Here is a 21,284-nt window from a genome sequence, read left to right as displayed (position 1 = left end):
GGTTTCCCCGGCAGCGAAGCGTTGCCGGGGAGAGGCGGTTAAAGCAGACCGATGGGCCAGTGATGGCCAATGACATACAGCACGCCGGCGGAGATCACGCCGGCGACGATGTCGTCGACCATAATCCCCATTCCGCCGTGGATATTGCGATCAAACCAGCGAATCGGCCACGGCTTCCACATATCGAAGATACGGAAAATCACGAAGCCGGCGGCCACCCACTGCCAGTCCATGGTCGGCAGCGCCATCAGGGTGATCCACATCCCGACGAACTCGTCCCAGACGATGCTGCCGTGGTCATGGGTGCCCATATCTTTGGCCGTGCGATGGCACAGATAGACGCCGATACAGATGCTCATCATCACCACCAGCGAGTAAAGCTGCCAGGGGAGAAAGGTCATCAGATACCAGAACGGGATCGCCGCCAGCGAGCCCATCGTCCCCGGCACCACCGGGCTTAAGCCGCTACCAAAGCCGGTCGCCAGCAGATGCCACGGATTACGCATACTCAGGCGGCTAAGCGCCTCGTCTCGACTACGCAAAGTGATCGTATCCCTTTAAATCAAGCGCGACCGGCTTACCGTCGCGGATAAACTGCAGCCCTTCGCTCTCCGGCGCAATCTGTCCGATACAGGTAAAACGCGCGCCAAGATGGCCAAGAGCCACGTCCAGCGCCCCGCGGTTCAGCTCCGGTACGGTAAAGCACAGCTCGTAATCTTCCCCGCCGGCGAGCGCCCAGCGCAGCGCCTGCTCAGAATCAACCTGGCGCAGCATCGCATCGGAGTACGGCATGGCATCGAGATCGATACGTGCGCCGCAGCCGCTGGCTTTGAGAATATGGCCCAGATCGGAGATCAGGCCGTCGGAGAGATCGATAGCCGATGTCGCCAGGTCACGCAGCGCCTGGCCCTGCAGCACGCGCGGCATCGGCCGCAGATGACGGGCCAGCAGGTAGTCGGCGTCAGACGGTTCATCCACCGTCAGCCGGTTCTGCAGCACCGCCAGGCCGGCGGCGCTGTCTCCCGGGGTGCCAGTGACATAGAGCCAGTCTCCCGGCTTCGCGCCTGCGCGTTTCATGGCGCGTCCCGGCGGCACAAAGCCGTGGATACCCAGCGTCATGGAGAGCGGGCCACGGGTAGTGTCGCCGCCAATCAGTTGCATATCGTAATAGTCCAGCTGGACAAACAGGCTGTCGCTGAAGGCTTCCAGCCAGACTTCATCCACCTCCGGCAAGGTCAGCGCCAGCGTGAGCCACGCCGGTTCCGCGCCCATCGCCGCGAGGTCGCTCAGGTTCACCGCCAGCGCTTTATAAGCGAGGTCGGCAGGGTCGATATCGGGTAAGAAGTGATTGCCCGCCACCAGGGTGTCGGTGCTGATTGCCAGCGTTTTTTTCTCGGGAATATGCAGGAGCGCGCAGTCATCGCCGATGCCGGTTTCAACATCAAGGCGGGCGCTTTTAACGCGATCAAAATAACGGGCAATCAGGGAGAATTCGCCGCATGCCATACGTTATGCCTCAGCAAAATAATAAATAAGGCCGGGCTGCGAGGCGACCCTCGCAAAACCCGGCCTGCAGTTTACTTCTTGTGGGGACGAATTACCGGAGCCGCTTTGTCCAGCACGCCGTTAACGAACTTGTGGCTATCTTCAGCGCCGAAGGTTTTCGCCAGTTCGATAGCTTCATTGATGGCCACTTTATACGGTACGTCATCACGTTTGGACAGCTCAAACAGCGCGATACGCAGCACCGCTTTTTCAACCTGGCCCAGCTCTTCCAGCTGGCGGGACAGGTAGGGCTTCATCAGGCCGTCGAGGTACGCGCTGTTAGTCGCCACTCCGGACAGCAGTTCGCGGAAATACAGAACATCAACATCTTTTACGTCCTGTTCCGCCAGGAACTGGTATTCGACATCAGCGATGTCGTTGTGGGACAACTGCCAGGAGTAGAGCGCCTGAACGGCACACTCACGGGCGCGGCGACGAGCAGCAGGTTTCACGGAATTCCCCTTACAAAAATCAGGCCTTGATGGCTTTCAATACGTTAATCATTTCCAGCGCGGTCAGCGCAGCTTCTGCACCTTTGTTACCGGCTTTGGTGCCAGCGCGCTCAATGGCTTGTTCAATACTTTCAGTGGTCAGAACACCAAAGGCTACCGGGATTTCGCTGTCCTGAGCGACATGCGCCAGGCCATTGCTGGCACCGCCTGCCACATATTCAAAGTGGGCGGTACCGCCGCGAATCACCGTCCCCAGCGCGATCACCGCGTCATATTTACCGGTTTTCGCCAGTGCGCCAGCCGCCAGCGGCAGCTCATACGCGCCTGGAACCCAAACGACGGTGATGTTTTCATCTTTTACCTGACCAATGCGTTTCAGGGCGTCAATCGCGCCTTCCAGCAGGCTGTCATTGATAAAGTTGTTGAAACGCGCAATGGTGATGGCGACGCGAGCGTCCGGGGTAGCAACGTTAGCTTCAATAATGTTCATACTCTTCCTTCGGGTTCATGTGCCCCGCAAGGGGGGCGGATTTTATCATATTATTCTGAGCGCTGCTTCCTAATAATCAGGAAAGCCTCACGCAGTGGTTAAATGCAGGCAGACATCCGGGCCAACCTGACGTATCTCATTGAATTTAAAATGGGGGGCCTGGCTCAGCTCTTCAAGCCCCGGTAGCGCGCATAATCCACGCGCCGCATTGCCTAACAGTTTAGGCGCAATATAGACGATAAGCTCGTCGACCAGACCCGCCTGCAGCAGCGCCCCGGCAAGCGTAGCCCCTGCCTCAACCCAGACGCTGTTGATCTGCTGTTTGCCAAGCAGCATCATCAGCAGCACCAGATCGAGATGGCCGTTATGCTCCGGAACCAGCAGCGTGCGGGCGCTTTCCGGCCACTGCCGTTCATCGGCGCGCAGGCGGGCAAACAGCGTTTCCCCCGCCTGCTGCACAATACGATGCTCAGGCGTGACGCGGTTCTGGCTGTCGATGACGACGCGCAGCGGCTGGCGCAAATTCTCTTCGGGATAAAGCGCCTGGGTATCGGCGCTCAGCTCCTGCCAGCGCACGGTCAGCGCCGGATCGTCCGCCAGCACGGTGGCGCTGCTGGTCAGGATGGCATGGCTCTGGGCGCGCAGACGCTGCACGTCGCGTCGCGCCTGCGGGGAGGTGATCCACTGGCTTTCGCCGCTGGCCATCGCCGTGCGGCCGTCCAGCGAGGCACCCAGCTTCAGCTGCACCCAGGGAAAACCGGTGCGCATCCGCTTCAGAAAGCCCTTATTCAGCGCTTCCGCTTCGTTCATCATCAGCCCATGGCTGACCTCAATGCCGGCCTGCTGCAGGCGATACAAACCGCGCCCCGCCACCTGCGGGTTCGGATCCTGCATCGCGGCGACCACGCGGCTGACGCCGGCGGCAATCAGCGCATCGCAGCATGGCGGCGTACGGCCATGGTGGCTGCAGGGCTCAAGAGTGACGTAGGCGGTGGCGCCGCGCGCCTTTTCGCCAGCCATGCGCAGGGCGTGCACTTCAGCATGCGGCTCGCCGGCGCGATAGTGAAACCCCTCGCCGACGATCTCACCGTCTTTCACAATGACGCAGCCGACGTTAGGGTTAGGATGGGTAGTAAAGCGACCGCGCGCGGCAAGCTTCAGCGCACGCGCCATGTACATTTCGTCCTGCATGGCTTAGTCCTGTAAGCGGGCGATCTCTTCGCCGAATTCTTTAATATCTTCGAAGCTGCGATAGACCGACGCGAAGCGAATATAGGCGACTTTATCCAGCTTTTTCAGCTGCTCCATCACCAGGTTGCCGATCATTTTGCTGGCCACTTCGCGCTCGCCGGTGCCGCGCAGATGAGTCTTGATATGGTTGACCGCCATTTCCACGTCGTCGGCGCTAACCGGACGTTTCTCCAGCGCTTTCAGCATCCCGCTGCGCAGCTTGTCTTCGTTGAAGGGTTCGCGCACATCGTTACTCTTCACCACCCGCGGCATCACCAGCTCCGCCACTTCGAAGGTGGTAAAGCGTTCGTTACAGACCAGGCACTGCCGACGGCGACGCACGGAAGAGCCTTCCCCCACCAGACGAGAGTCGATCACTTTGGTATCCACGGCGAAACAGAAAGGGCAATGCATAGCGCGTCCTGACAGGTAGTTAAACTGAAGAGTAGTTTACCGCGAAGTGACCGGACTACAAAGAAAGAGCTTTTGAGACAAAGGATCTATGGGAGATGAGGCCGGTTTGGCTACCATTAAGCATCCTCTGTAAACGGAATCCTGACCATGACAAGACGTTACCTGAAGCTCGCCATCGCGGGCTGCCTGTTCACCCTGACCGCCTGCGCCCAGCAAAGCGAAATCCGCCAGATGCACCAGAGCGTGAGTACGCTGAGCCAGGAGATGACCCAGCTCAACCAGCAAACGATCAAAATCACCCAGCAAAACGCGCTGAACGCCAAATCCACCCGCGGCGTCTATCTGCTGCCGGAGGCCAAGACCCCGGCGCGGCTGGAGAGCCAGATCGGCACCCTGCGCATGTCGGTGGGCAGTATTACCCCGGATGGCGATGGGTCACGCCTGACCTTACGCATTCAGGGCGAATCCAACGATCCGCTGCCGGCCTTTACCGCCACCGTCGCTTCCGGACAGATCACCGGCACCACCCACAGCTATCAGGAAGTCAATGTTCAGGATCAGCTGATTAGCGCGCCGGCCAGCACCCTCGCCCCCAGCGATGTCGATATCCCGTTGCGCCTCAATGTAACGCCAGATAAAGTCGGTTTTATTCGCGTACACGATATCCAGCCCGCCGCCGCCCAGTAAGCCTTCAGCCGGGCCTGCCCCGCCCGGCTACCTCCTGCCCCGTCTTTCTTATCCACTTACAACTTTTCGCAAGAGTTCATTAGAAATCGTTCTGCAGCGCGATTTTCAGTAGCATTTTGTCAAGAAATGCATAGAATCGTGAACGCAATCGATTACGCATGTTCTGGTTATGTGAAACAACACGTATTTTTGTGAGCAATGATTCCTATAATAGACCCCCACAGAAAGACGAAATATTTAGAAACGCTTCGGCACTTCTTTTAACGCCTTCAGGCTCAATTTAAACAGTGGCATTACTATGAAAAAAACATTACTGGCAGCGGGTGCGGTTGTGGCGCTCTCCACTACTTTTGCCGCGGGCGCGGCAGAAAACGACAAACCGCAGTATCTGTCTGACTGGTGGCACCAGAGTGTTAACGTGGTGGGCAGCTACCACACCCGTTTTGGACCGCAGATCCGTAACGATACCTACCTGGAATACGAAGCGTTCGCCAAAAAAGACTGGTTTGATTTCTACGGCTATATTGATGCCCCGGTATTCTTCGGCGGCAACAGCACGGCAAAAGGTATCTGGAACAAAGGTTCCCCGCTGTTTATGGAGATCGAACCGCGTTTCTCTATCGATAAGCTGACCAATACCGACCTGAGCTTCGGGCCGTTCAAAGAATGGTATTTCGCCAACAACTATATCTACGATATGGGCCGCAACGACTCCCAGGAGCAGAGCACCTGGTATATGGGTCTGGGTACCGATATCGATACCGGCCTGCCAATGAGCCTGTCGCTGAACGTCTACGCCAAGTACCAGTGGCAGAACTACGGCGCCTCCAACGAAAACGAATGGGACGGCTATCGCTTCAAAGTGAAATACTTTGTGCCGCTGACCGACCTGTGGGGCGGTTCGCTGAGCTACATCGGCTTCACCAACTTCGACTGGGGTTCTGACCTCGGCGATGACAACTTCTACGATCTGAACGGGAAGCACGCGCGCACCAGCAACTCTATCGCCTCCAGCCACATCCTGGCGCTGAACTACGCGCACTGGCACTACTCTATCGTCGCCCGTTACTTCCATAACGGCGGCCAGTGGGCTGATGATGCGAAGCTGAACTTCGGCGATGGTCCGTTCAGCGTTCGCTCGACCGGCTGGGGTGGTTACTTCGTGGTCGGCTACAACTTCTGATTGCTGATACAGCAAGGCAGCGCCCGGGCCGCAGCTCCTGCTGCCCGGGTTTTTTTATTTCTCCCGCACCTCGCACCGGACCTTGCGCAGAAAATCGCTTAACGAGCGGTCGGCGCACTCGCTGAATCGACGTTCGGTCCTTCTGACCTCCAGACAACGGTCGAGGCGAAAATTGCGGTAATCATTGCGCAGTTCGCACCAGGCCACCAGCAGCCAGCGTTCGCCCCAGAAAAACAGCCCCAGGGGCAGCACTTCACGCCACGTCACCTGACCGGATTCATCCTGGTAGTGAAGCTGTAATACCTGCTGATTGGATACGGCCTGGTGGATAACGTCAAAATGGGTTTTAGCATAGCGATGCGCGCCAAGGTCAGGGGCAAACAGGCGAGTCTGCTCCGCCTGGCGCCGACGCGCCTCCGGCAGGATCGCCAGCATTTTTTCCTGGGCGGACTCCAGCGACTGCGACAGCGCCTCACCGCCCCAGGTTTTTAGCAGCCGAATCGCAGCGATCAGCGCCTCGGATTCTTTGGTGGTCAGCATCAGCGGCGGCAGATCGTAGCCCGCCAGCAGCCGGTAGCCGCTGCCCGCTTCGCCCTCCACCGGTACGCCGGAGAGGGAGAGATCGCGAATATCGCGATAGACGGTACGCTCCGACACGCCCAGCCGCTCCGCCAGCAGCGCGGCGGTAGTGAGCCGCCTGCCGCGCAGGATCTGCACAATCTGAAATAAACGGTCGGCGCGTCGGGTCATGTCTCACTTCACAAAAGTTAAGGTTAAGCCGGCTGGTGCAGGCCGACGCAGTTGCCCTCGCTGTCGGTAAACAGGGCGATGGTGCCAATATCATTCGGCAGCGTCAGCGGGCCGAAGACACAGGCCCCACCCGCCGAGGCAACGCGCTCCAGCGTGGCGGCAAGATGATCAGTATGCAGATAAATAATAGCGCCCTGCGCCGAGGGCGCGATACCTTCAAATTTGGCCAGCGCGCCGCCGGGGGCCGGATCCTGATGCGGGAACACCGCCAGCTCGGCGCAATCCATGGTTTCGCGACGCAGCGACACTTGCATCACCGGCTCATAAAACGCAACGGCGCGATCCATATCGGCGACCGGAATTTCAAACCAGTTAATCACGTTGTTCATACTTCCTCCTGCTCGTTAGTGAGTTCAGAGGCAGTGTATGGGAGGGCTCCTGACAGCATACTGTCAGCAGGTTTTGTCGCGGGCAAAAAAAATCCCGGCCGCAAGGGCCGGGATAGCTTTATCTCAACTGAACCGGATTACGGCAGAATAGACGGCTGATCCGCCCCTTCTTTCTCAACCTTCTGCTGGATCAGATGCTCGCGCTTCATGCCCAGCTTCAACGCCAGCGCGGAGGCGACGTAGATAGAGGAAGCCGTACCGATGGAAACACCGATCAGCATGGTCAGCGAGAAGCCTTCCAGAATCGGGCCGCCGAACAGGAACAGCATCAGGATCACCATCAAAGTGGTACCAGAGGTGATCAAGGTACGGTGCAGCGTCTGGGTCAACGACACGTTAAAGATCTCGTACGGCGTACCGCGGCGGATCTTACGGAAGTTTTCACGGATACGGTCCGATACCACGATACTGTCGTTCAGCGAGTAGCCGATAACCGACATCAACGAGGCCACGATGGTCAGGTCGATCTCGATATGGAACAGCGACAGCACGCCCATGGTGATCACCACGTCGTGCGCCAGGGCGATAACCACCCCGGCGGCCAGACGCCATTCGAAGCGGAAGCCGACGTAGATCAGGATACAGACCAGCGCCGCAATCAGCGCCAGGGCGCCGGTTTGCGCGAGGTCCGCGCCGACGCTCGGGCCGACAAACTCAATACGCTTCACTGCCGCATTCTGGCTGGTCGATTCGTTAATCACCGTCACGACCTTGCTGCCCAGCTCCTGGCTGCCGTTGGCGTCATGCACCGGCGGCATACGTACCATGATGTCGCGGCTGCTGCCAAAGTTCTGCACCTGCGGCTCTTCAAAGCCCGCTTTCTGCAGGGAATCGCGCATCTGGTCCAGATCGACCGGTTTCTCAAGGGTAATTTCAATCACCGTACCGCCGGTGAAATCGAGCCCCCAGTTAAACCCGCGAACGCCGATGATGGCGATCGACACAATCAGCAGAAAACCTGAAATGCCGAAGGCCCAGTAGTCCCAGCGCATAAAGTCCCAGACTTTACGGCCGTGGTTCAATTGTTCAACAGTATATTCCTGTGCCACAACGCACTCCTCAGATAGACAGCTTTTTAACGCGCTTGCCGCCGTACAGCAGGTTCACGATGGCACGGGTGCCGACGATAGCGGTAAACATTGAGGTCGCGATACCGATACCGGTGGTAATCGCAAACCCTTTAATGGCACCGGTACCGACCGCGTACAGGATGATCACTTTGATAAGCGTCGTCACGTTGGCGTCGAAGATCGAGCTGAACGCGCCGCGATAACCTTCGTCAATCGCCTGCTGAACGGTACGCCCGTTGCTCAGCTCTTCTTTGATACGCTCGTTGATCAGAACGTTAGCATCGACCGCCACCGCAAGGGTTAACACGATACCCGCGATGCCCGGCATGGTCAGCGTCGCCCCCGGGATCAGGGACATAATGCCGACAATCAGTATCAGGTTGGCAATCAGCGCCGAGGTCGCAATCAGGCCGAACTTCTTATAGAAGAGGATCATGAACAGGATAGAGACCACCAGACCGGCCAGACAGGCTTCCAGACCCTGCTTGATGTTCTGCATTCCCAGGGTTGGGCCGATAGTCCGCTCTTCGACGATCTGAATCGGCGCAATCAGCGCGCCGGCACGCAGCAGCAGCGACAGCTGACGCGCTTCGTTCGGATTGCTGATACCGGTGATACGGAAGCTGTTACCCAGACGCGACTGGATGTTGGCGATGTTAATCACCTCTTCCTCTTTCGCCAGGATAGCGCGACCGTTAGCGTCTTTCTTACCGCTGTCTTTATACTCCACGAACAGGGTCGCCATCGGCTTGCCGATGTTGTCCTTAGTGAAGTTAGACATGATGTTACCGCCCGCGCTGTCCAGCGAGATGTTAACCTGCGGCTGGTTGTACTCATCCATGCTGGAGGTCGAGTCGGTGATATGGTCCCCGGTCAGGATCACCCGCTTGTACAGCACTACCGGCTGGCCTTCACGCGTCTGCTTCACTTCCGAGTCGCCCGGCACGCGGCCAGAGGCGGCGGCGGACTGGTCCACGTTAGTATTGACCAGACGGAACTCGAGGGTCGCGGTCGCGCCAAGGATTTCCTTCGCACGCGCGGTATCCTGGATACCCGGCAGCTCAACCACGATGCGGTCAGCGCCCTGACGCTGAACCAGCGGCTCGGCGACGCCCAGCTGGTTCACACGGTTACGCAGGATATTAATGTTCTGCTGAACCGCGTACTCACGGGCTTCTTTCAGGCGCTCATCGGTCATCACCGCTTTCAGGCTGTTGTCACCCTGAGAGGAAATAACCAGATCGCGATGGCGAGGGCTGAGATAAGAGATAGCCTGGTCGCGCGCCGCGCTGTCGCGGAAGACGATGCTCAGACCGTAGTTGTCTTCTTTACGCACGGTCGCGTAAGGAATGCCTTTGTCGCGCAGCTCGCTGCGCAGGCTATCGATGTTCTGTTCCTGCAGTTTGCCTAACGCGGTGTCCATGTCGACTTCCATCAGGAAGTGCACGCCGCCGCGCAGATCAAGACCCAGCTTCATCGGCTCGGCATAGAGCGCCGCCAGCCAGCGTGGGGTTGCCGGAGCAAGGTTCAGCGCCACGACGTATTTGTCACCCAGCACGTTAAGCAGCGCTTCGCGCGCGCGCAGCTGGGTATCAGTGGTGTCGAAGCGCGCAAGAATAGCGCCCTCTTCCAGTGCCACAGACTTCGCGGTTATTTTTTCTTCTTGTAAAGTTTTCTGGACCTGGATCAGCGTTTGCTCACTGGCGGCGACGCCGCGCGCGCCAGTGATTTGAACAGCCGGATCCTCACCATACAGGTTGGGAAGCGCATAGATCAGGCCGACGACAATGACGACGACCAGCATGACGTACTTCCACAAAGGATAACGGTTTAACACGGCAGTTCCCTTTGGGAAAAGTTAGATTACAGCGCCTTCATGGTGCCTTTCGGCAGAACGGCAGCAACGAAGTCACGTTTGATAACCACTTCAGTGGTATCGTTCAGCGCGATAGCAATGTAGCCAGTTTCCGCCACTTTGGTCACGCGACCGACCAGACCGCCGTTGGTCAGCACTTCATCACCTTTGGCGATGGAGTTCATCAGGTTCTTATGTTCCTTGGTGCGCTTCTGCTGTGGACGCAGGATCATGAAGTAAAAAATCAGACCGAACACCACCAGCATCAGAATCAGAGACATCGGGCTGCCCTGCGCCGGTGCACCCGTTGCCGCTACCGCATCAGAAATAAAAAAGCTCATTGAAATTCCCTCATTATTAAAATTAATCAACGTTCAAAGGAGGCACGGTGTGCCCCTGACGTTGGTAAAAATCGGTCACGAAGCTCTCTAATTTACCCTCTTCGATAGCCTTGCGTAAACCAGCCATTAAACGCTGATAGTAGCGCAGGTTATGAATGGTATTGAGACGCGCGCCCAATATTTCGTTGCAACGGTCGAGGTGATGCAAGTAAGCGCGTGAATAATTGCGACATGTATAGCAATCACACTCGGCGTCCAGCGGCGCGGTATCGCTTTTGTGCTTCGCGTTGCGGATTTTCACCACGCCGTCGGTGACGAACAGGTGGCCGTTACGCGCGTTGCGCGTCGGCATGACGCAGTCGAACATATCGATACCGCGACGTACCCCTTCCACCAGATCTTCCGGCTTCCCGACGCCCATCAGGTATCGTGGTTTATCGGCCGGGATCTGCGGGCAGACGTGCTCCAGAATACGGTGCATGTCTTCCTTCGGCTCACCAACCGCCAAACCGCCGACAGCGTAGCCATCAAAGCCAATCTCTACCAGACCTTTCACCGAGATATCGCGTAAATCTTCGTAAACGCTACCCTGAATAATGCCGAACAGCGCATTTTTATTGCCAAGGCTATCGAAACGGTCGCGGCTGCGCTTCGCCCAGCGCAGAGACATCTCCATTGAGCGCTTGGCGTAATCCCAGTCCGCCGGGTACGGCGTACATTCGTCGAAGATCATCACGATGTCAGAGCCGAGATCGTACTGAATCTCCATCGATTTTTCCGGATCGAGGAAAATCGGATCGCCGTTGATCGGATTGCGGAAGTGGACGCCCTGCTCGGTGATCTTACGGATATCGCCAAGGCTGAACACCTGGAAACCGCCGGAGTCGGTCAGGATCGGTCCTTTCCACTGCATAAAATCGTGCAGATCGCCGTGCAGCTTCATGATCTCCTGACCCGGGCGCAGCCACAGGTGAAAGGTGTTGCCGAGAATAATCTGCGCGCCGGTGGCTTCCACCTCTTCCGGCGTCATCCCTTTGACGGTGCCGTAGGTGCCAACGGGCATAAAGGCCGGTGTTTCCACCACGCCGCGCTCAAACACCAGGCGACCGCGGCGGGCGCGACCGTCGGTGGTATCCAGTTCAAATTTCATGCTTGCTCCTGCGTCAGAAAAACAGTCCGACGTTTTCATACTCGCCACGGAATGATTCCGTAGCTAAAAAATGCGTTATGGCGTCTACAAGCCGGCGTACCGGCCTTTTCAGGGACGCTCAGAAATAGCCTGCGGATTGTACGTGATAAACATCGCATCCCCGTAGCTAAAAAAGCGATATTTCTGCTCAACCGCCACCTTATAGGCGTTCATGGTGTGCTGATAACCCGCAAACGCCGACACCAGCATAATCAGTGTGGATTCAGGGAGATGGAAGTTAGTCACCAGCGCATCGATCACCTGGTACTGATAACCCGGGTAGATGAAAATCTGCGTATCGTCGAAGAACGGCGCGATCAGCGCGTCTTTCGCCGCCTGCGCCGCGCTCTCCAGCGAACGTACCGAGGTGGTGCCCACCGCGATCACGCGGTTGCCGCGCGCTTTCGCCGCCAGCACCGCATCGACCACCTCCTGCGGCACTTCGGCATATTCGGAGTGCATGGTGTGCTCTTCAATGCTGTCGACGCGCACCGGCTGGAAGGTGCCCGCGCCCACATGCAGGGTGACAAACGCCATCTCAACGCCTTTGGCGCGCAGTTTGTCCAGCAGCGGTTCGTCGAAATGCAAACCGGCGGTCGGGGCGGCTACCGCGCCCGGCCTGGTGCCATAGACGGTTTGATAGAGCTCGCGGTCGGCGTCTTCGTCCGGGCGGTCAATATAGGGCGGCAGCGGCATATGGCCGATCCCGTTAAGGATCTCCAGCACCGGGCGCTCGTCGTTAAACTCCACTTCAAACAGCGCGCCATGACGCGCCAGCATCGTGGCCTTAATGCTCTCGTCATCGCCCAGCAGCAGCTCGGCGCCCGGCTTCGGCGCTTTTGAGGCGCGAATATGGGCCAGGATGCGCTTATCATCCAGCATCCGCTCCACCAGCACTTCAATCTTGCCGCCGCTGGCCTTGCGGCCGAACAGACGCGCCGGGATCACCCGGGTGTTGTTAAACACCAGCAGATCGCCGGGATTGAGCTTATCGAGGATGTCGGTGAAGGTGCCATGCGTCAGCGCGCCCGTCGGCCCGTCCAGGGAGAGCAAGCGACAGCTACTGCGCTCAGGCATCGGATAGTGGGCGATCAGAGATTCGGGTAGTTCAAAAGCAAAATCGGTAACGCGCATGACGGTAACTCAGACTGAATAAAGAGGCGGGTAGTCTAGTGCCGGGGCGGTCTGGCTGCAACCTTTACCCCTCCGGATGAATGACATAATCTATATTCCAAATCATTCCGAATGCCGCCATGCGGCAACCGAATGCCTTACCGGTGGCAAAGGTGCCGCGCGCGGCCAGACAGCATGCCATTCGGCCACCGAGGCGGCGTTCAGCGCAACATCGGTGTTTCCACCTGCCCGCTCGTATTTAAAGGATGTCGTTTTATGAATTTTCTCGCCCACCTGCACCTGGCCCATCTCGCCGACAGTTCGCTGCCCGGCAACCTGATGGCCGACTTCGTGCGCGGCAACCCGCAGGGCGACTATCCGGCGGAGATCATCGACGGCATCTATATGCATCGGCGGATTGACGTGATGACTGACAACCTGGCGGAAGTCAAAGAGGCGCGGGAGTGGTTTCGCCCGCAGACCCGCCGCGTCGCCCCCATCACCCTCGACGTTATGTGGGATCATTTCCTGTCCCAGCACTGGGCGCAGCTCTCCCCTGACCTGCCGCTGGACGAGTTCGTACGCTACGCCGAGCGGCAGATCGTCCCCATCCTGCCCGACTCGCCGCCCCGCTTCGTCAATCTCAATCAATATCTGTGGTCGGAGCGCTGGCTGGAGCGCTATCGGGAAATGGATTTTATTCAGCGCGTGCTGAACGGCATGGCCAGCCGCCGTCCACGTCTCGAGGCGCTACGCGACTCCTGGCAGGATCTGGATATCCATTACGACCGTCTGGAGACGCAGTTCTGGCGCTTTTATCCGCAGATGATGCGCCTGGCAGAAAACAAACAGCTGTAATAGCCACGTCATTGATAGGTAAAAGCTGGCTGAACGATTGTTAGCGCCTCTTTGTGTTATTGCCGGGCAGGCTCTATACTTGCCCGCGTTGCGTTCCAAATAACCTTAGTAATTACAGGAGAATCAAATGGTTCTGGTCACTCGTCAAGCGCCGGATTTTACTGCAGCCGCTGTGCTGGGTAATGGTGAGATCGTTGAGAAATTCAATTTCAAACAGCACACCAACGGTAAACCTACCGTTCTGTTCTTCTGGCCGATGGACTTCACCTTCGTGTGCCCGTCTGAGCTGATCGCGTTCGACAAACGTTACGAAGAATTCCAGAAACGCGGCGTGGAAGTGGTTGGCGTTTCCTTCGACTCCGAGTTCGTGCACAACGCATGGCGTAACACCCCGGTAGACCAGGGCGGTATCGGCCCGGTTAAATACGCGATGGTTGCTGACATCAAACGTGAAATCCAGAAAGCTTACGGTATCGAGCATCCGGACGAAGGCGTAGCGCTGCGCGGCTCTTTCCTGATCGACGCTAACGGCGTGGTACGCCACCAGGTGGTTAACGACCTGCCGCTGGGCCGTAACATCGACGAAATGCTGCGTATGGTTGACGCCCTGCAGTTCCACGAAGAGCACGGCGAAGTCTGCCCGGCGCAGTGGGAAAAAGGAAAAGAAGGTATGGCCGCCTCTCCGGAAGGCGTAGCAAAATACCTGACCGAAAACGTTTCCAGCCTGTAATCGGCACGCGTTTTAATAAAAGGCTCGCTCAGGCGGGCCTTTTTTGTTAGCGGCGTCAAAATTTAAGAAAATGACCCGCCGATATTTGTGACCAGCGATATACTTCTGGCGAAAAAATTCGCCCTACCTCTCACTTTTTCTCTGCCAAATTTCAGCGTCAAAATACAAAGCCTTCATAACAGACTGAAAAACTTATAAATTATTTATATCTTTTTCTGCCGGTACTTTGCCGTCGATGTGATCCCCATCAATATTTAAAACCGCGGATGTGATCTCATCCATCATTTTCATCAATGTATTTGGTCATGATTTAACTCAGGAACAGGAATACGTTCAGGAGCTGAGGATGGAAATTATTTTTGACCCGTCGTTAATCGCCCTTAAGCAGAATATTTCCCGTGCGGAAGAGGCCATCGAACTGGCGGGTTCATTACTTGCCAGGCGCCAGATTTGCAGCGCCGAATATGTCAACGAGATGCTGACGGTATATGAAGATTTTGGCGCCGCCATCGTGATAGATGACGGGATTGCCATGCCGCATGCCCGGCCGGAAAAAGGGGCATTACAGACCGGGTTCTCACTTGTCACCACCGCCACGCCAATCTCCTTCGGCCACGATGAGTTCGATCCGGTTTCCGTGGTCATCGCGATCGCCGGCGCCGATGCTGACAGTCATATCAAAATGATCCAACTGATAGCCTCGCTGATCGAGTCAGATATTGTGACCTTTCTTCAGCAGGAAAATGACGTTAATTCAGTCTTACATTTCATTCAAAAACAAATGGAGTAGTCATTATGTTAGTTATCAGAACGGTTTGTGGTAACGGTATTGGCAGCTCATTGATGGCTGCGAATAATGTGAAAAAGATCTGTGACGAATTAGGCATCAAAGCGGACGTCGCCTCGGTCGATTTTGCTAACGCCGTCGGGGAAAAAGCCGACCTTTACGTCACGATCAAAGAACTAGCAAATCAATTTCCGGCCCACTGTCATGTCGCCATCATTCGCAGCTACGTCCATAAAGCGAAGATCGCCGAGGATATTACCGATGCGCTGATGAAAATTGCTGCGACTCACTCTTAATCAGCATAGAGGGAACGAACATGCAGGCTATTCTTAGTTTCTTAACGGAAATATTCAGTCAACCCGCCTTTTTAATGGGGCTTATCGCCTTTGTTGGTTTAGTGGCGCTGCGCTCCCCCGGTAACAAACTGCTTACCGGCACATTAAAGCCGATTTTAGGCTATTTGATGTTGAGCGCTGGGGCAGGCGTTATCGTTGCCAATCTCAATCCGCTGGGCGGTATTATCGAGGCCGGATTTAATATCCGCGGCGTTATTCCGAACAATGAAGCCATTGTCTCCGTCGCCCAGAAAATGCTGGGCGTGGAAACCATGAGTATTTTGCTGTTAGGCTTTATTTTCAACCTGATTATCGCCCGTTGTACCAAGTATAAATATATCTTTCTGACCGGCCATCATTCGTTCTTTCTCGCCTGCCTGTTCTCCGCCGTTCTGCAGGCGGCGGAGTTCCAGGGCTGGATGTTGATCCTGATCGGTGGATTCCTGTTGGGCTCATGGTCAGCCATCTCCCCGGCCATCGGTCAGCGTTACACCAGACAGGTAACCGAAGACGGCGGGATCGCCATGGGCCATTTCGGTTCTCTCGGCTACTACCTCTCGGCATGGATCGCCAGCCGGACCGGCAATCCGGCAAATTCCTTCGCCGATACCGAAATTTCAGAAAAATGGGGCTTTCTGCGCGATACCACGGTCACCACCGGTATCGTGATGTTTGTTATCTACTTTGTCTGCAGCGCTGTCGCCGGGTCGGCGTACCTGAGCACCATCACCGACCAAAACATGCTGATCTTCTCGGTGCTGACCGGTCTGCAGTTCGCCGTTGGCGTAGCCATTGTCTATAACGGCGTGCGGCTGATCCTCGGCGATCTGGTGCCGGCGTTCCAGGGCATCAGCCAGAAGCTGATCCCGGACTCCATCCCGGCCGTTGACTGCGCGGTGTTCTTCACCTTTAGCCCCACCGCGGTGGTGGTGGGATTCATCAGCTCCTTTGTGGGCGGGCTGGTCGGGATGCTCTTGCTCGGCGGGCTGGGCATGGCGCTGATTATTCCCGGCATGGTCCCGCACTTCTTCTGCGGCGGCACGTCCGGCGTCTTCGCCGACAAACTGGGGGGGAAGCGCGGATGTATCATCGCCTCCTTTATCGGCGGGATCTTCCTCGCCTTCCTGCCGGCGATGCTGCTGCCGGCGCTCGGCAACCTCGGGTTTGAAAACAGCACCTTCGCCGATTTCGACTTCGCGGTATGGGGCATCATTATCGGGAATGCGTTCACCCAGTTTGGTCAGATCACTATCTATCTGATTTGTCTGGCGCTGCTCGTCGCGCTGCTGGCGCCTTTCTGCTTCCGTCACGTCCAGGTGGTGGGCAACACGCTCAGCTATGAGGAGCTGACGGCGAAGCAGAAAAATGAATAAGCGAGGTCATTTTTCCCGGCGGAAGGGCCACGCTTTCCGCCGCTGACAAATAATCAGGAGTGGTTATGGCTATTTTGTCCATTGGATTTGCTTGTTTCGATCAGTTTTTCTTTCTCAATGAATGGCCCCAGGAGAATACCAAAAACTTTTGTCATGATTTTATTGAAAGCGGCGGCGGTCCGGCGGCCAATGCGGCCTGGCTGCTGGGATTATGGGGCGAGGAGGTTTATTACATTGGTCATCTGCAGCAGGACCTTTACGGTCAGCGCATTATCGATGAGTTTGCCGAGGCGGGGGTGGATACCAGCCAGGTGGTTTTCTCCGATGACATGATCACCCCGCTGGCCTCGGTGCTGGTCAATCGCTTAACGGGTTCGCGGACAATTATTACCCGCAAGATGCAAACGCCGCCTTCCCTGACCTACGAGCAAAAGCTCAAACTGGACGACCTCGCCGAGCGACTGATTGCCAGCGAGGAGCCGGTCACCATTTTAATTGACGGCCATGAGGCGGAAATCAGTGAATATTTAATTAAGAAACTGCCCAACGCCAGGGTCGTGATGGACGGCGGGTCACTGCGCGCCAGCAATATTAAACTGGCGGCCTGGACTGACTATTTTGTAGTGAGCGAACATTTCGCCCGCGATTATATGAGCTATCGCTCACTGAGCACCGAAGCAGAAATTAAAGCGGCCCTGATTGAGTTGAATAAAATTTGCCGCGGTGAAGCATTTATTACCCTTGGCGAAAAAGGCTGCGCTTTTTTAAAAAGCGGTATGCTGCAGATCGTCCCGTCCTGGCTGTGCAATGCCGTTGATACCACCGGCGCCGGGGATGTATTTCACGGCGCCTTCACCTATGGCGTCCATTACTCATGGCATATCGATAACATTATTTTATTTGCCAGCCTGACCGCCGCCATTTCTATTGAGAAAAAAGGGGTTCGGGAATCGATGCCGGACCTGGCGGTCGTCCACCACTCGTTAAATAGCTACGAGAGAAACTTAACGCAATATTTTGAAGAATAACTGCATTTAATAAATATCAAGAGGTGAATATGTTAGTGTCGATGAAGGACATGCTTCAGCATGCCCTGCGGGACGGCTACGCCGTCGGTCAGTTCAACATTAATAATCTGGAATGGGTCGGCGCCGTATTAAGCACCGCCCAGCAGTGCCGCTCACCGGTTATTTTGGGGGTGTCCGGCGGCACGGTTAAGCATATGCTCGGGTTAAAATGTATTCATGACATCGTGGTTAACGCCATGGAGTATTTGCATATTGATGTTCCGGTGGCGCTGCATCTGGATCACGGCACTACCCAGGAGGCCTGCGAAGCGGCGATCGCCGCCGGCTTCAGTTCCATTATGTTTGATGGCTCGCATCTGCCGTTCAGGGAAAACCTGGCCATTACCCGCCACCTGGTGACGCTGGCCCACAGCAAAGGTATCTCTGTGGAGGCCGAACTGGGGACCATCGCCGGCAGTGAAGACGGCATTGTCAATTCCGAAGTCATCTACGCCGATCCGCAGGAGTGCTACACCCTGGTGACAGAAACCCAGGTGGATTGCCTCGCCGCCGCGCTGGGCTCCACCCATGGTCTGTATAAAGGTAAAGCCCGGCTGGGATTTACCGAGATGAAAGCCATTGCCGAGCAGGTGAAGGTTCCGCTGGTGCTGCATGGCGGCACCGGAATTGCCGATGAGGATATGCGCCGGGCGATTGCCTGCGGCACCGCCAAGATTAACGTTAATACCGAAAATATGTACGCCTGGTGCCAACAGGTGAAAGCAATTTTCGCCGCCGACACCGGGCACGATGTGAACGATCCGCGGAAAGTCATCGCCCAGGGACTGCAGCCGGTACGCGAGATGATTGCCCGCCGCATAGCGCTCTTTGGCTCAGAACAGCGCTATTGACGCCGGGCCTGCGGCTGAAACCACCGCCCCGACGCTGCCGGGGCGGTGGCGTCAGGTATCAAAAGGCAAAGCAGGAACAGCCCAGCACGCCCCAGAAGGCCTGCTCGTCAGAGACCGGAATCGACGACTTACGCGCAATATCATGCTGATGGCCGTGGACGCCACAGCTACCGCAGCACTGGTGCATCTGCACTATGGCGCCGATTTTAGCCGTCGCCGGCGGAGCGGAACGGTAATGGCCCGGGACCTTCACCACCGGCGACCACTCCGGCAGCACCGGAATAGGCGGCGGCGCCAGCGGCGAGAAGTGACCAGCGGCGTAGACCACTTTGCCGTCAACCACCGTCAGCACCGACTCAATGCCTTTGATCTCCTCTTCCGCGACGCTGAAGTAGTCTTTCGACAGCACCACCAGATCGGCAAGCTGACCGGCGGCCAGACGGCCTTTCTTGCCCTGCTCGCTGGAGAACCAGGCGCTGCCCGCCGTCCACAGCTCCAGCGCGACATCGCGCGGCAGGCGGTTGGCGTCGTCATACATCGCCATCCCGCCAACGGTGCGCCCGGAGACCAGCCAGTACAGCGCGGTCCACGGGTTATAGCTGGCGACGCGGGTCGCATCGGTGCCCAGCCCCACCGGCACGTCCAGCGCCAGCATCTTTGCTACCGGCGGGGTATGTTTCACCGCCTCTTTGCCGTAGCGATCGACAAAATATTCGCCCTGGAAGGCCATCCGATGCTGCACCGCAATACCGCCCCCCAGCGCCTTCACCCGCTCAATATTACGCTCGGTAATGGTCTCGGCATGATCGAAGAACCAGTGCAGGCCATTAAACGGGATATCGCGGTTCACCTTCTCAAACACGTCCAGCATCCGGCTGATGGACTCATCGTAGGTGGCATGCAGGCGGAACGGCCAGCGATGCTCCACCAGATGGCGTACCACCCGCTCCAGCTCATCCTCCATGCCTTGCGGCAGATCCGGCCGCGGCTGCAGGAAATCTTCAAAATCCGCCGCCGAAAATACCAGCATCTCGCCGGCGCCGTTGGCGCGATAGAAGTCAGTCCCCTGCCCCGGCTTCAGCATGTCGGTCCAGCGTTCGAAATCCTCCAGCTCCTGCTTCGGCCGCTGAGTAAACAGGTTGTAGGCGATGCGCACGGTCATCTGATCTTTCGCGTGCAGCTGTTCGATAATTTCGTAATCTTCCGGATAGTTCTGGAAGCCGCCGCCGGCGTCGATGGCGCTGGTCAGCCCCAGTCGGTTCAGCTCGCGCATAAATTGACGGGTGGAGTTCACCTGCAGATCCAGCGGCAGCTTCGGCCCCTTGGCCAGCGTAGCGTAAAGGATCATGGCGTTCGGTTTAGCGATCAGCATCCCGGTCGGGTTGCCGTGGCTATCGCGGACGATCTCGCCGCCCGCCGGATCCGGCGTCTCTTTGCTATACCCCACGGCTTTCAGCGCCGCACGGTTCAACAGCGCGCGATCGTAGAGATGGAGCACAAACACCGGCGTATCAGGCGCCGCCTCGTTCAGCTCTTCCAGGGTCGGCATCCGCCGCTCGGCGAATTGAAATTCGCTCCAGCCGCCGACCACCCGCACCCACTGCGGGGACGGCGTGCGATCCGCCTGATCCTTCAGCATTCGCAGGGCATCCGCCAGCGAGGGGACGCCCTCCCAGCGGAGCTCAAGGTTGTAGTTCAACCCACCGCGGATCAGGTGCAGGTGAGAATCGTTGAGGCCCGGGATCACCGTATGCCCTTTGAGATCGACGATTTGCGTCCCCTCGGCGGCAAAGCTCATGATCCGATCGTGACTTCCGGTGGCAACAATTTTTCCGTCGGCGATGGCCACGGCTTCCGCCAGGGGATTCGCACGATCGAGGGTATGAATCTGACCGTGGGTCAGAATCAGTGTGGCAGTTTGCGACATAACGCACTCCTTGAGGAGGCTGACTCAGTTTTTCTTCAACCAGCCAGCAAACAGGCGGGTCACGATGGGCATCCAGAACCAGACCACCAGCGCAACCACGCAGGCATCATTGATGAGGTGCAGCAGCAGGCTCCCCTTAAGCGACGGCAGCAGCATGCCGGTCACCGCAGGCACCAGGTTGGTGCTGGGGAAAATCACCAGCAGGGTGATCAGAAACTGTTTCCAGCGCCGCGGCTGGCGTACGTTCACCGTCGGCGGGGTAAACCAGAAGGCCGGTTCAGTCCGCACCTCAGTCCGATCGCCTTCCGTCAGCAGTGGGGCAATCTCAGCCACCAGTTGCCGACGGGTTTCCGACTGCGTCCAGGCGTAGAGGTGCTCCAGGGTATCGAAGCGGATTATGACGCTCCACAGATTCTGCCCTGCGGCGGGCCGGATCACATTCGCCCCAAGATGGCCGGGAAATTCTGCCGCAATGGGCATAATTTTACCGAGCCACTCTTCGTAGCGCTGGCTGTGTTGCGGATCGAGCAGATGGCTGATAACCAGGGTCACCGATTTTTGCTGCGCCATGACGAGTTCCTTGCTTCA

General features: G+C 57.2%; 25 protein-coding genes and 1 pseudogene. 9 read left to right on the top strand and 17 right to left on the bottom strand.

What is annotated here, in order from left to right; genetic code table 11:
* Positions 1–38: 38 nt before the first annotated feature.
* The 6 genes from pgpA to nrdR form a co-directional block, all read right to left on the bottom strand.
* Positions 39–542 carry a phosphatidylglycerophosphatase A gene (gene pgpA / locus KHQ23_RS02925; protein WP_004178738.1) on the bottom strand — a complete coding sequence of 168 codons (504 nt, stop codon included), beginning with the start codon at positions 540–542 and terminating at the stop codon, positions 39–41.
* Positions 535–1,506, bottom strand: coding sequence for a thiamine-phosphate kinase (gene thiL / locus KHQ23_RS02920; RefSeq protein WP_032434104.1), 972 nt, complete (start codon positions 1,504–1,506; stop codon positions 535–537). Before thiL ends, pgpA begins: the two co-directional genes overlap by 8 nt.
* A 71-nt stretch (positions 1,507–1,577) precedes the next feature.
* The gene (gene nusB / locus KHQ23_RS02915; protein WP_002891356.1) at positions 1,578–1,997 is read right to left on the bottom strand and encodes a transcription antitermination factor NusB; all 420 of its coding nucleotides are present in this window, start codon (positions 1,995–1,997) and stop codon (positions 1,578–1,580) included.
* A 19-nt stretch (positions 1,998–2,016) separates the two neighbouring features.
* Positions 2,017–2,487, bottom strand: coding sequence for a 6,7-dimethyl-8-ribityllumazine synthase (ribE, locus tag KHQ23_RS02910; RefSeq protein ID WP_001021161.1), 471 nt, complete (start codon positions 2,485–2,487; stop codon positions 2,017–2,019).
* 87 nt (positions 2,488–2,574) lie between these two features.
* Positions 2,575–3,678, bottom strand: a complete 1,104-nt coding sequence (ribD, locus tag KHQ23_RS02905; protein WP_004144650.1) for a bifunctional diaminohydroxyphosphoribosylaminopyrimidine deaminase/5-amino-6-(5-phosphoribosylamino)uracil reductase RibD — start codon at positions 3,676–3,678, stop codon at positions 2,575–2,577.
* Between the two features lie 3 nt (positions 3,679–3,681).
* Positions 3,682–4,131: a transcriptional regulator NrdR gene (gene nrdR / locus KHQ23_RS02900; RefSeq protein ID WP_002890417.1), complete on the bottom strand. Its 450-nt coding sequence runs from the start codon at positions 4,129–4,131 to the stop codon at positions 3,682–3,684.
* A 147-nt stretch (positions 4,132–4,278) separates the two neighbouring features.
* Between nrdR and KHQ23_RS02895 the strand changes: the two genes are divergently transcribed.
* Together KHQ23_RS02895 and KHQ23_RS02890 are read left to right on the top strand one after the other, a co-directional pair.
* On the top strand, positions 4,279–4,818 hold the full coding sequence (locus KHQ23_RS02895; RefSeq protein WP_002890414.1) for a DUF3251 domain-containing protein: 540 nt from the start codon (positions 4,279–4,281) through the stop codon (positions 4,816–4,818).
* Between the two features lie 298 nt (positions 4,819–5,116).
* Entirely contained in the window at positions 5,117–6,001 is an 885-nt protein-coding gene (locus tag KHQ23_RS02890; protein ID WP_002890412.1) for a nucleoside-specific channel-forming protein Tsx, read from the top strand.
* 54 nt (positions 6,002–6,055) lie between these two features.
* On the opposite strand, the gene KHQ23_RS02885 is transcribed toward KHQ23_RS02890, so the two are convergent.
* The 8 genes from KHQ23_RS02885 to KHQ23_RS02850 all read right to left on the bottom strand — a co-directional run bounded on the left by KHQ23_RS02885 (position 6,056) and on the right by KHQ23_RS02850 (position 12,970).
* Positions 6,056–6,751 carry a YafY family protein gene (locus tag KHQ23_RS02885; protein WP_004144646.1) on the bottom strand — a complete coding sequence of 232 codons (696 nt, stop codon included), beginning with the start codon at positions 6,749–6,751 and terminating at the stop codon, positions 6,056–6,058.
* Positions 6,752–6,774: 23 nt separating this feature from the next.
* Positions 6,775–7,140 (bottom strand): VOC family protein, encoded by a 366-nt coding sequence (locus tag KHQ23_RS02880; protein ID WP_020802573.1) that lies wholly within the window; start codon positions 7,138–7,140, stop codon positions 6,775–6,777.
* 137 nt (positions 7,141–7,277) lie between these two features.
* Positions 7,278–8,249, bottom strand: coding sequence for a protein translocase subunit SecF (secF, locus tag KHQ23_RS02875; RefSeq protein ID WP_002890403.1), 972 nt, complete (start codon positions 8,247–8,249; stop codon positions 7,278–7,280).
* 10 nt (positions 8,250–8,259) lie between these two features.
* Positions 8,260–10,107, bottom strand: a complete 1,848-nt coding sequence (gene secD / locus KHQ23_RS02870; protein ID WP_002890400.1) for a protein translocase subunit SecD — start codon at positions 10,105–10,107, stop codon at positions 8,260–8,262.
* 26 nt (positions 10,108–10,133) lie between these two features.
* Entirely contained in the window at positions 10,134–10,466 is a 333-nt protein-coding gene (gene yajC / locus KHQ23_RS02865) for a preprotein translocase subunit YajC (RefSeq protein ID WP_002890398.1), read from the bottom strand.
* A gap of 22 nt (positions 10,467–10,488) precedes the next feature.
* Positions 10,489–11,616: a tRNA guanosine(34) transglycosylase Tgt gene (gene tgt / locus KHQ23_RS02860; protein ID WP_032421065.1), complete on the bottom strand. Its 1,128-nt coding sequence runs from the start codon at positions 11,614–11,616 to the stop codon at positions 10,489–10,491.
* Between the two features lie 108 nt (positions 11,617–11,724).
* Positions 11,725–12,789, bottom strand: a complete 1,065-nt coding sequence (gene queA / locus KHQ23_RS02855) for a tRNA preQ1(34) S-adenosylmethionine ribosyltransferase-isomerase QueA (protein ID WP_002890390.1) — start codon at positions 12,787–12,789, stop codon at positions 11,725–11,727.
* A gap of 64 nt (positions 12,790–12,853) precedes the next feature.
* Complete coding sequence (locus tag KHQ23_RS02850; protein ID WP_004218831.1) at positions 12,854–12,970, bottom strand: hypothetical protein; 117 nt, start codon at positions 12,968–12,970, stop codon at positions 12,854–12,856.
* 74 nt (positions 12,971–13,044) lie between these two features.
* Between KHQ23_RS02850 and acpH the strand changes: the two genes are divergently transcribed.
* Both acpH and KHQ23_RS02840 read left to right on the top strand, forming a co-directional pair.
* Positions 13,045–13,626 (top strand): ACP phosphodiesterase, encoded by a 582-nt coding sequence (gene acpH, locus KHQ23_RS02845; RefSeq protein ID WP_012737492.1) that lies wholly within the window; start codon positions 13,045–13,047, stop codon positions 13,624–13,626.
* 127 nt (positions 13,627–13,753) lie between these two features.
* The gene (locus tag KHQ23_RS02840; RefSeq protein ID WP_004178733.1) at positions 13,754–14,356 is read left to right on the top strand and encodes a peroxiredoxin; all 603 of its coding nucleotides are present in this window, start codon (positions 13,754–13,756) and stop codon (positions 14,354–14,356) included.
* A 123-nt stretch (positions 14,357–14,479) separates the two neighbouring features.
* On the opposite strand, the pseudogene KHQ23_RS26270 reads toward KHQ23_RS02840, so the two are convergent.
* Positions 14,480–14,647, bottom strand: a pseudogene (locus KHQ23_RS26270) (hypothetical protein).
* Positions 14,648–14,702: 55 nt separating this feature from the next.
* Between KHQ23_RS26270 and KHQ23_RS02835 the strand changes: the two are divergent.
* The 5 genes from KHQ23_RS02835 to fba all read left to right on the top strand — a co-directional run bounded on the left by KHQ23_RS02835 (position 14,703) and on the right by fba (position 18,769).
* Positions 14,703–15,146, top strand: a complete 444-nt coding sequence (locus tag KHQ23_RS02835; RefSeq protein ID WP_002890380.1) for a PTS sugar transporter subunit IIA — start codon at positions 14,703–14,705, stop codon at positions 15,144–15,146.
* A 5-nt stretch (positions 15,147–15,151) separates the two neighbouring features.
* Complete coding sequence (locus KHQ23_RS02830) at positions 15,152–15,439, top strand: PTS sugar transporter subunit IIB (RefSeq protein WP_002890376.1); 288 nt, start codon at positions 15,152–15,154, stop codon at positions 15,437–15,439.
* A 20-nt stretch (positions 15,440–15,459) separates the two neighbouring features.
* On the top strand, positions 15,460–16,851 hold the full coding sequence (locus tag KHQ23_RS02825; protein WP_004151345.1) for a PTS ascorbate transporter subunit IIC: 1,392 nt from the start codon (positions 15,460–15,462) through the stop codon (positions 16,849–16,851).
* A 65-nt stretch (positions 16,852–16,916) separates the two neighbouring features.
* Complete coding sequence (locus KHQ23_RS02820) at positions 16,917–17,879, top strand: carbohydrate kinase family protein (protein ID WP_002890372.1); 963 nt, start codon at positions 16,917–16,919, stop codon at positions 17,877–17,879.
* A 35-nt stretch (positions 17,880–17,914) separates the two neighbouring features.
* Entirely contained in the window at positions 17,915–18,769 is an 855-nt protein-coding gene (gene fba, locus KHQ23_RS02815; protein WP_020316516.1) for a class II fructose-1,6-bisphosphate aldolase, read from the top strand.
* Positions 18,770–18,827: 58 nt separating this feature from the next.
* On the opposite strand, the gene KHQ23_RS02810 is transcribed toward fba, so the two are convergent.
* Entirely contained in the window at positions 18,828–20,696 is a 1,869-nt protein-coding gene (locus KHQ23_RS02810; RefSeq protein ID WP_032421064.1) for an amidohydrolase, read from the bottom strand.
* 24 nt (positions 20,697–20,720) lie between these two features.
* Positions 20,721–21,266 carry an antibiotic biosynthesis monooxygenase gene (locus KHQ23_RS02805; protein ID WP_002890365.1) on the bottom strand — a complete coding sequence of 182 codons (546 nt, stop codon included), beginning with the start codon at positions 21,264–21,266 and terminating at the stop codon, positions 20,721–20,723.
* Between the last annotated feature and the right edge of the window lie 18 nt (positions 21,267–21,284).

The organism is Klebsiella sp. 64 (genome assembly GCF_018223915.1).
Taxonomy (GTDB): domain Bacteria; phylum Pseudomonadota; class Gammaproteobacteria; order Enterobacterales; family Enterobacteriaceae; genus Klebsiella; species Klebsiella pneumoniae.
Note: the sequence above shows the minus strand (reverse complement) of the source record. Positions and strands in the feature narration are given on the sequence as shown.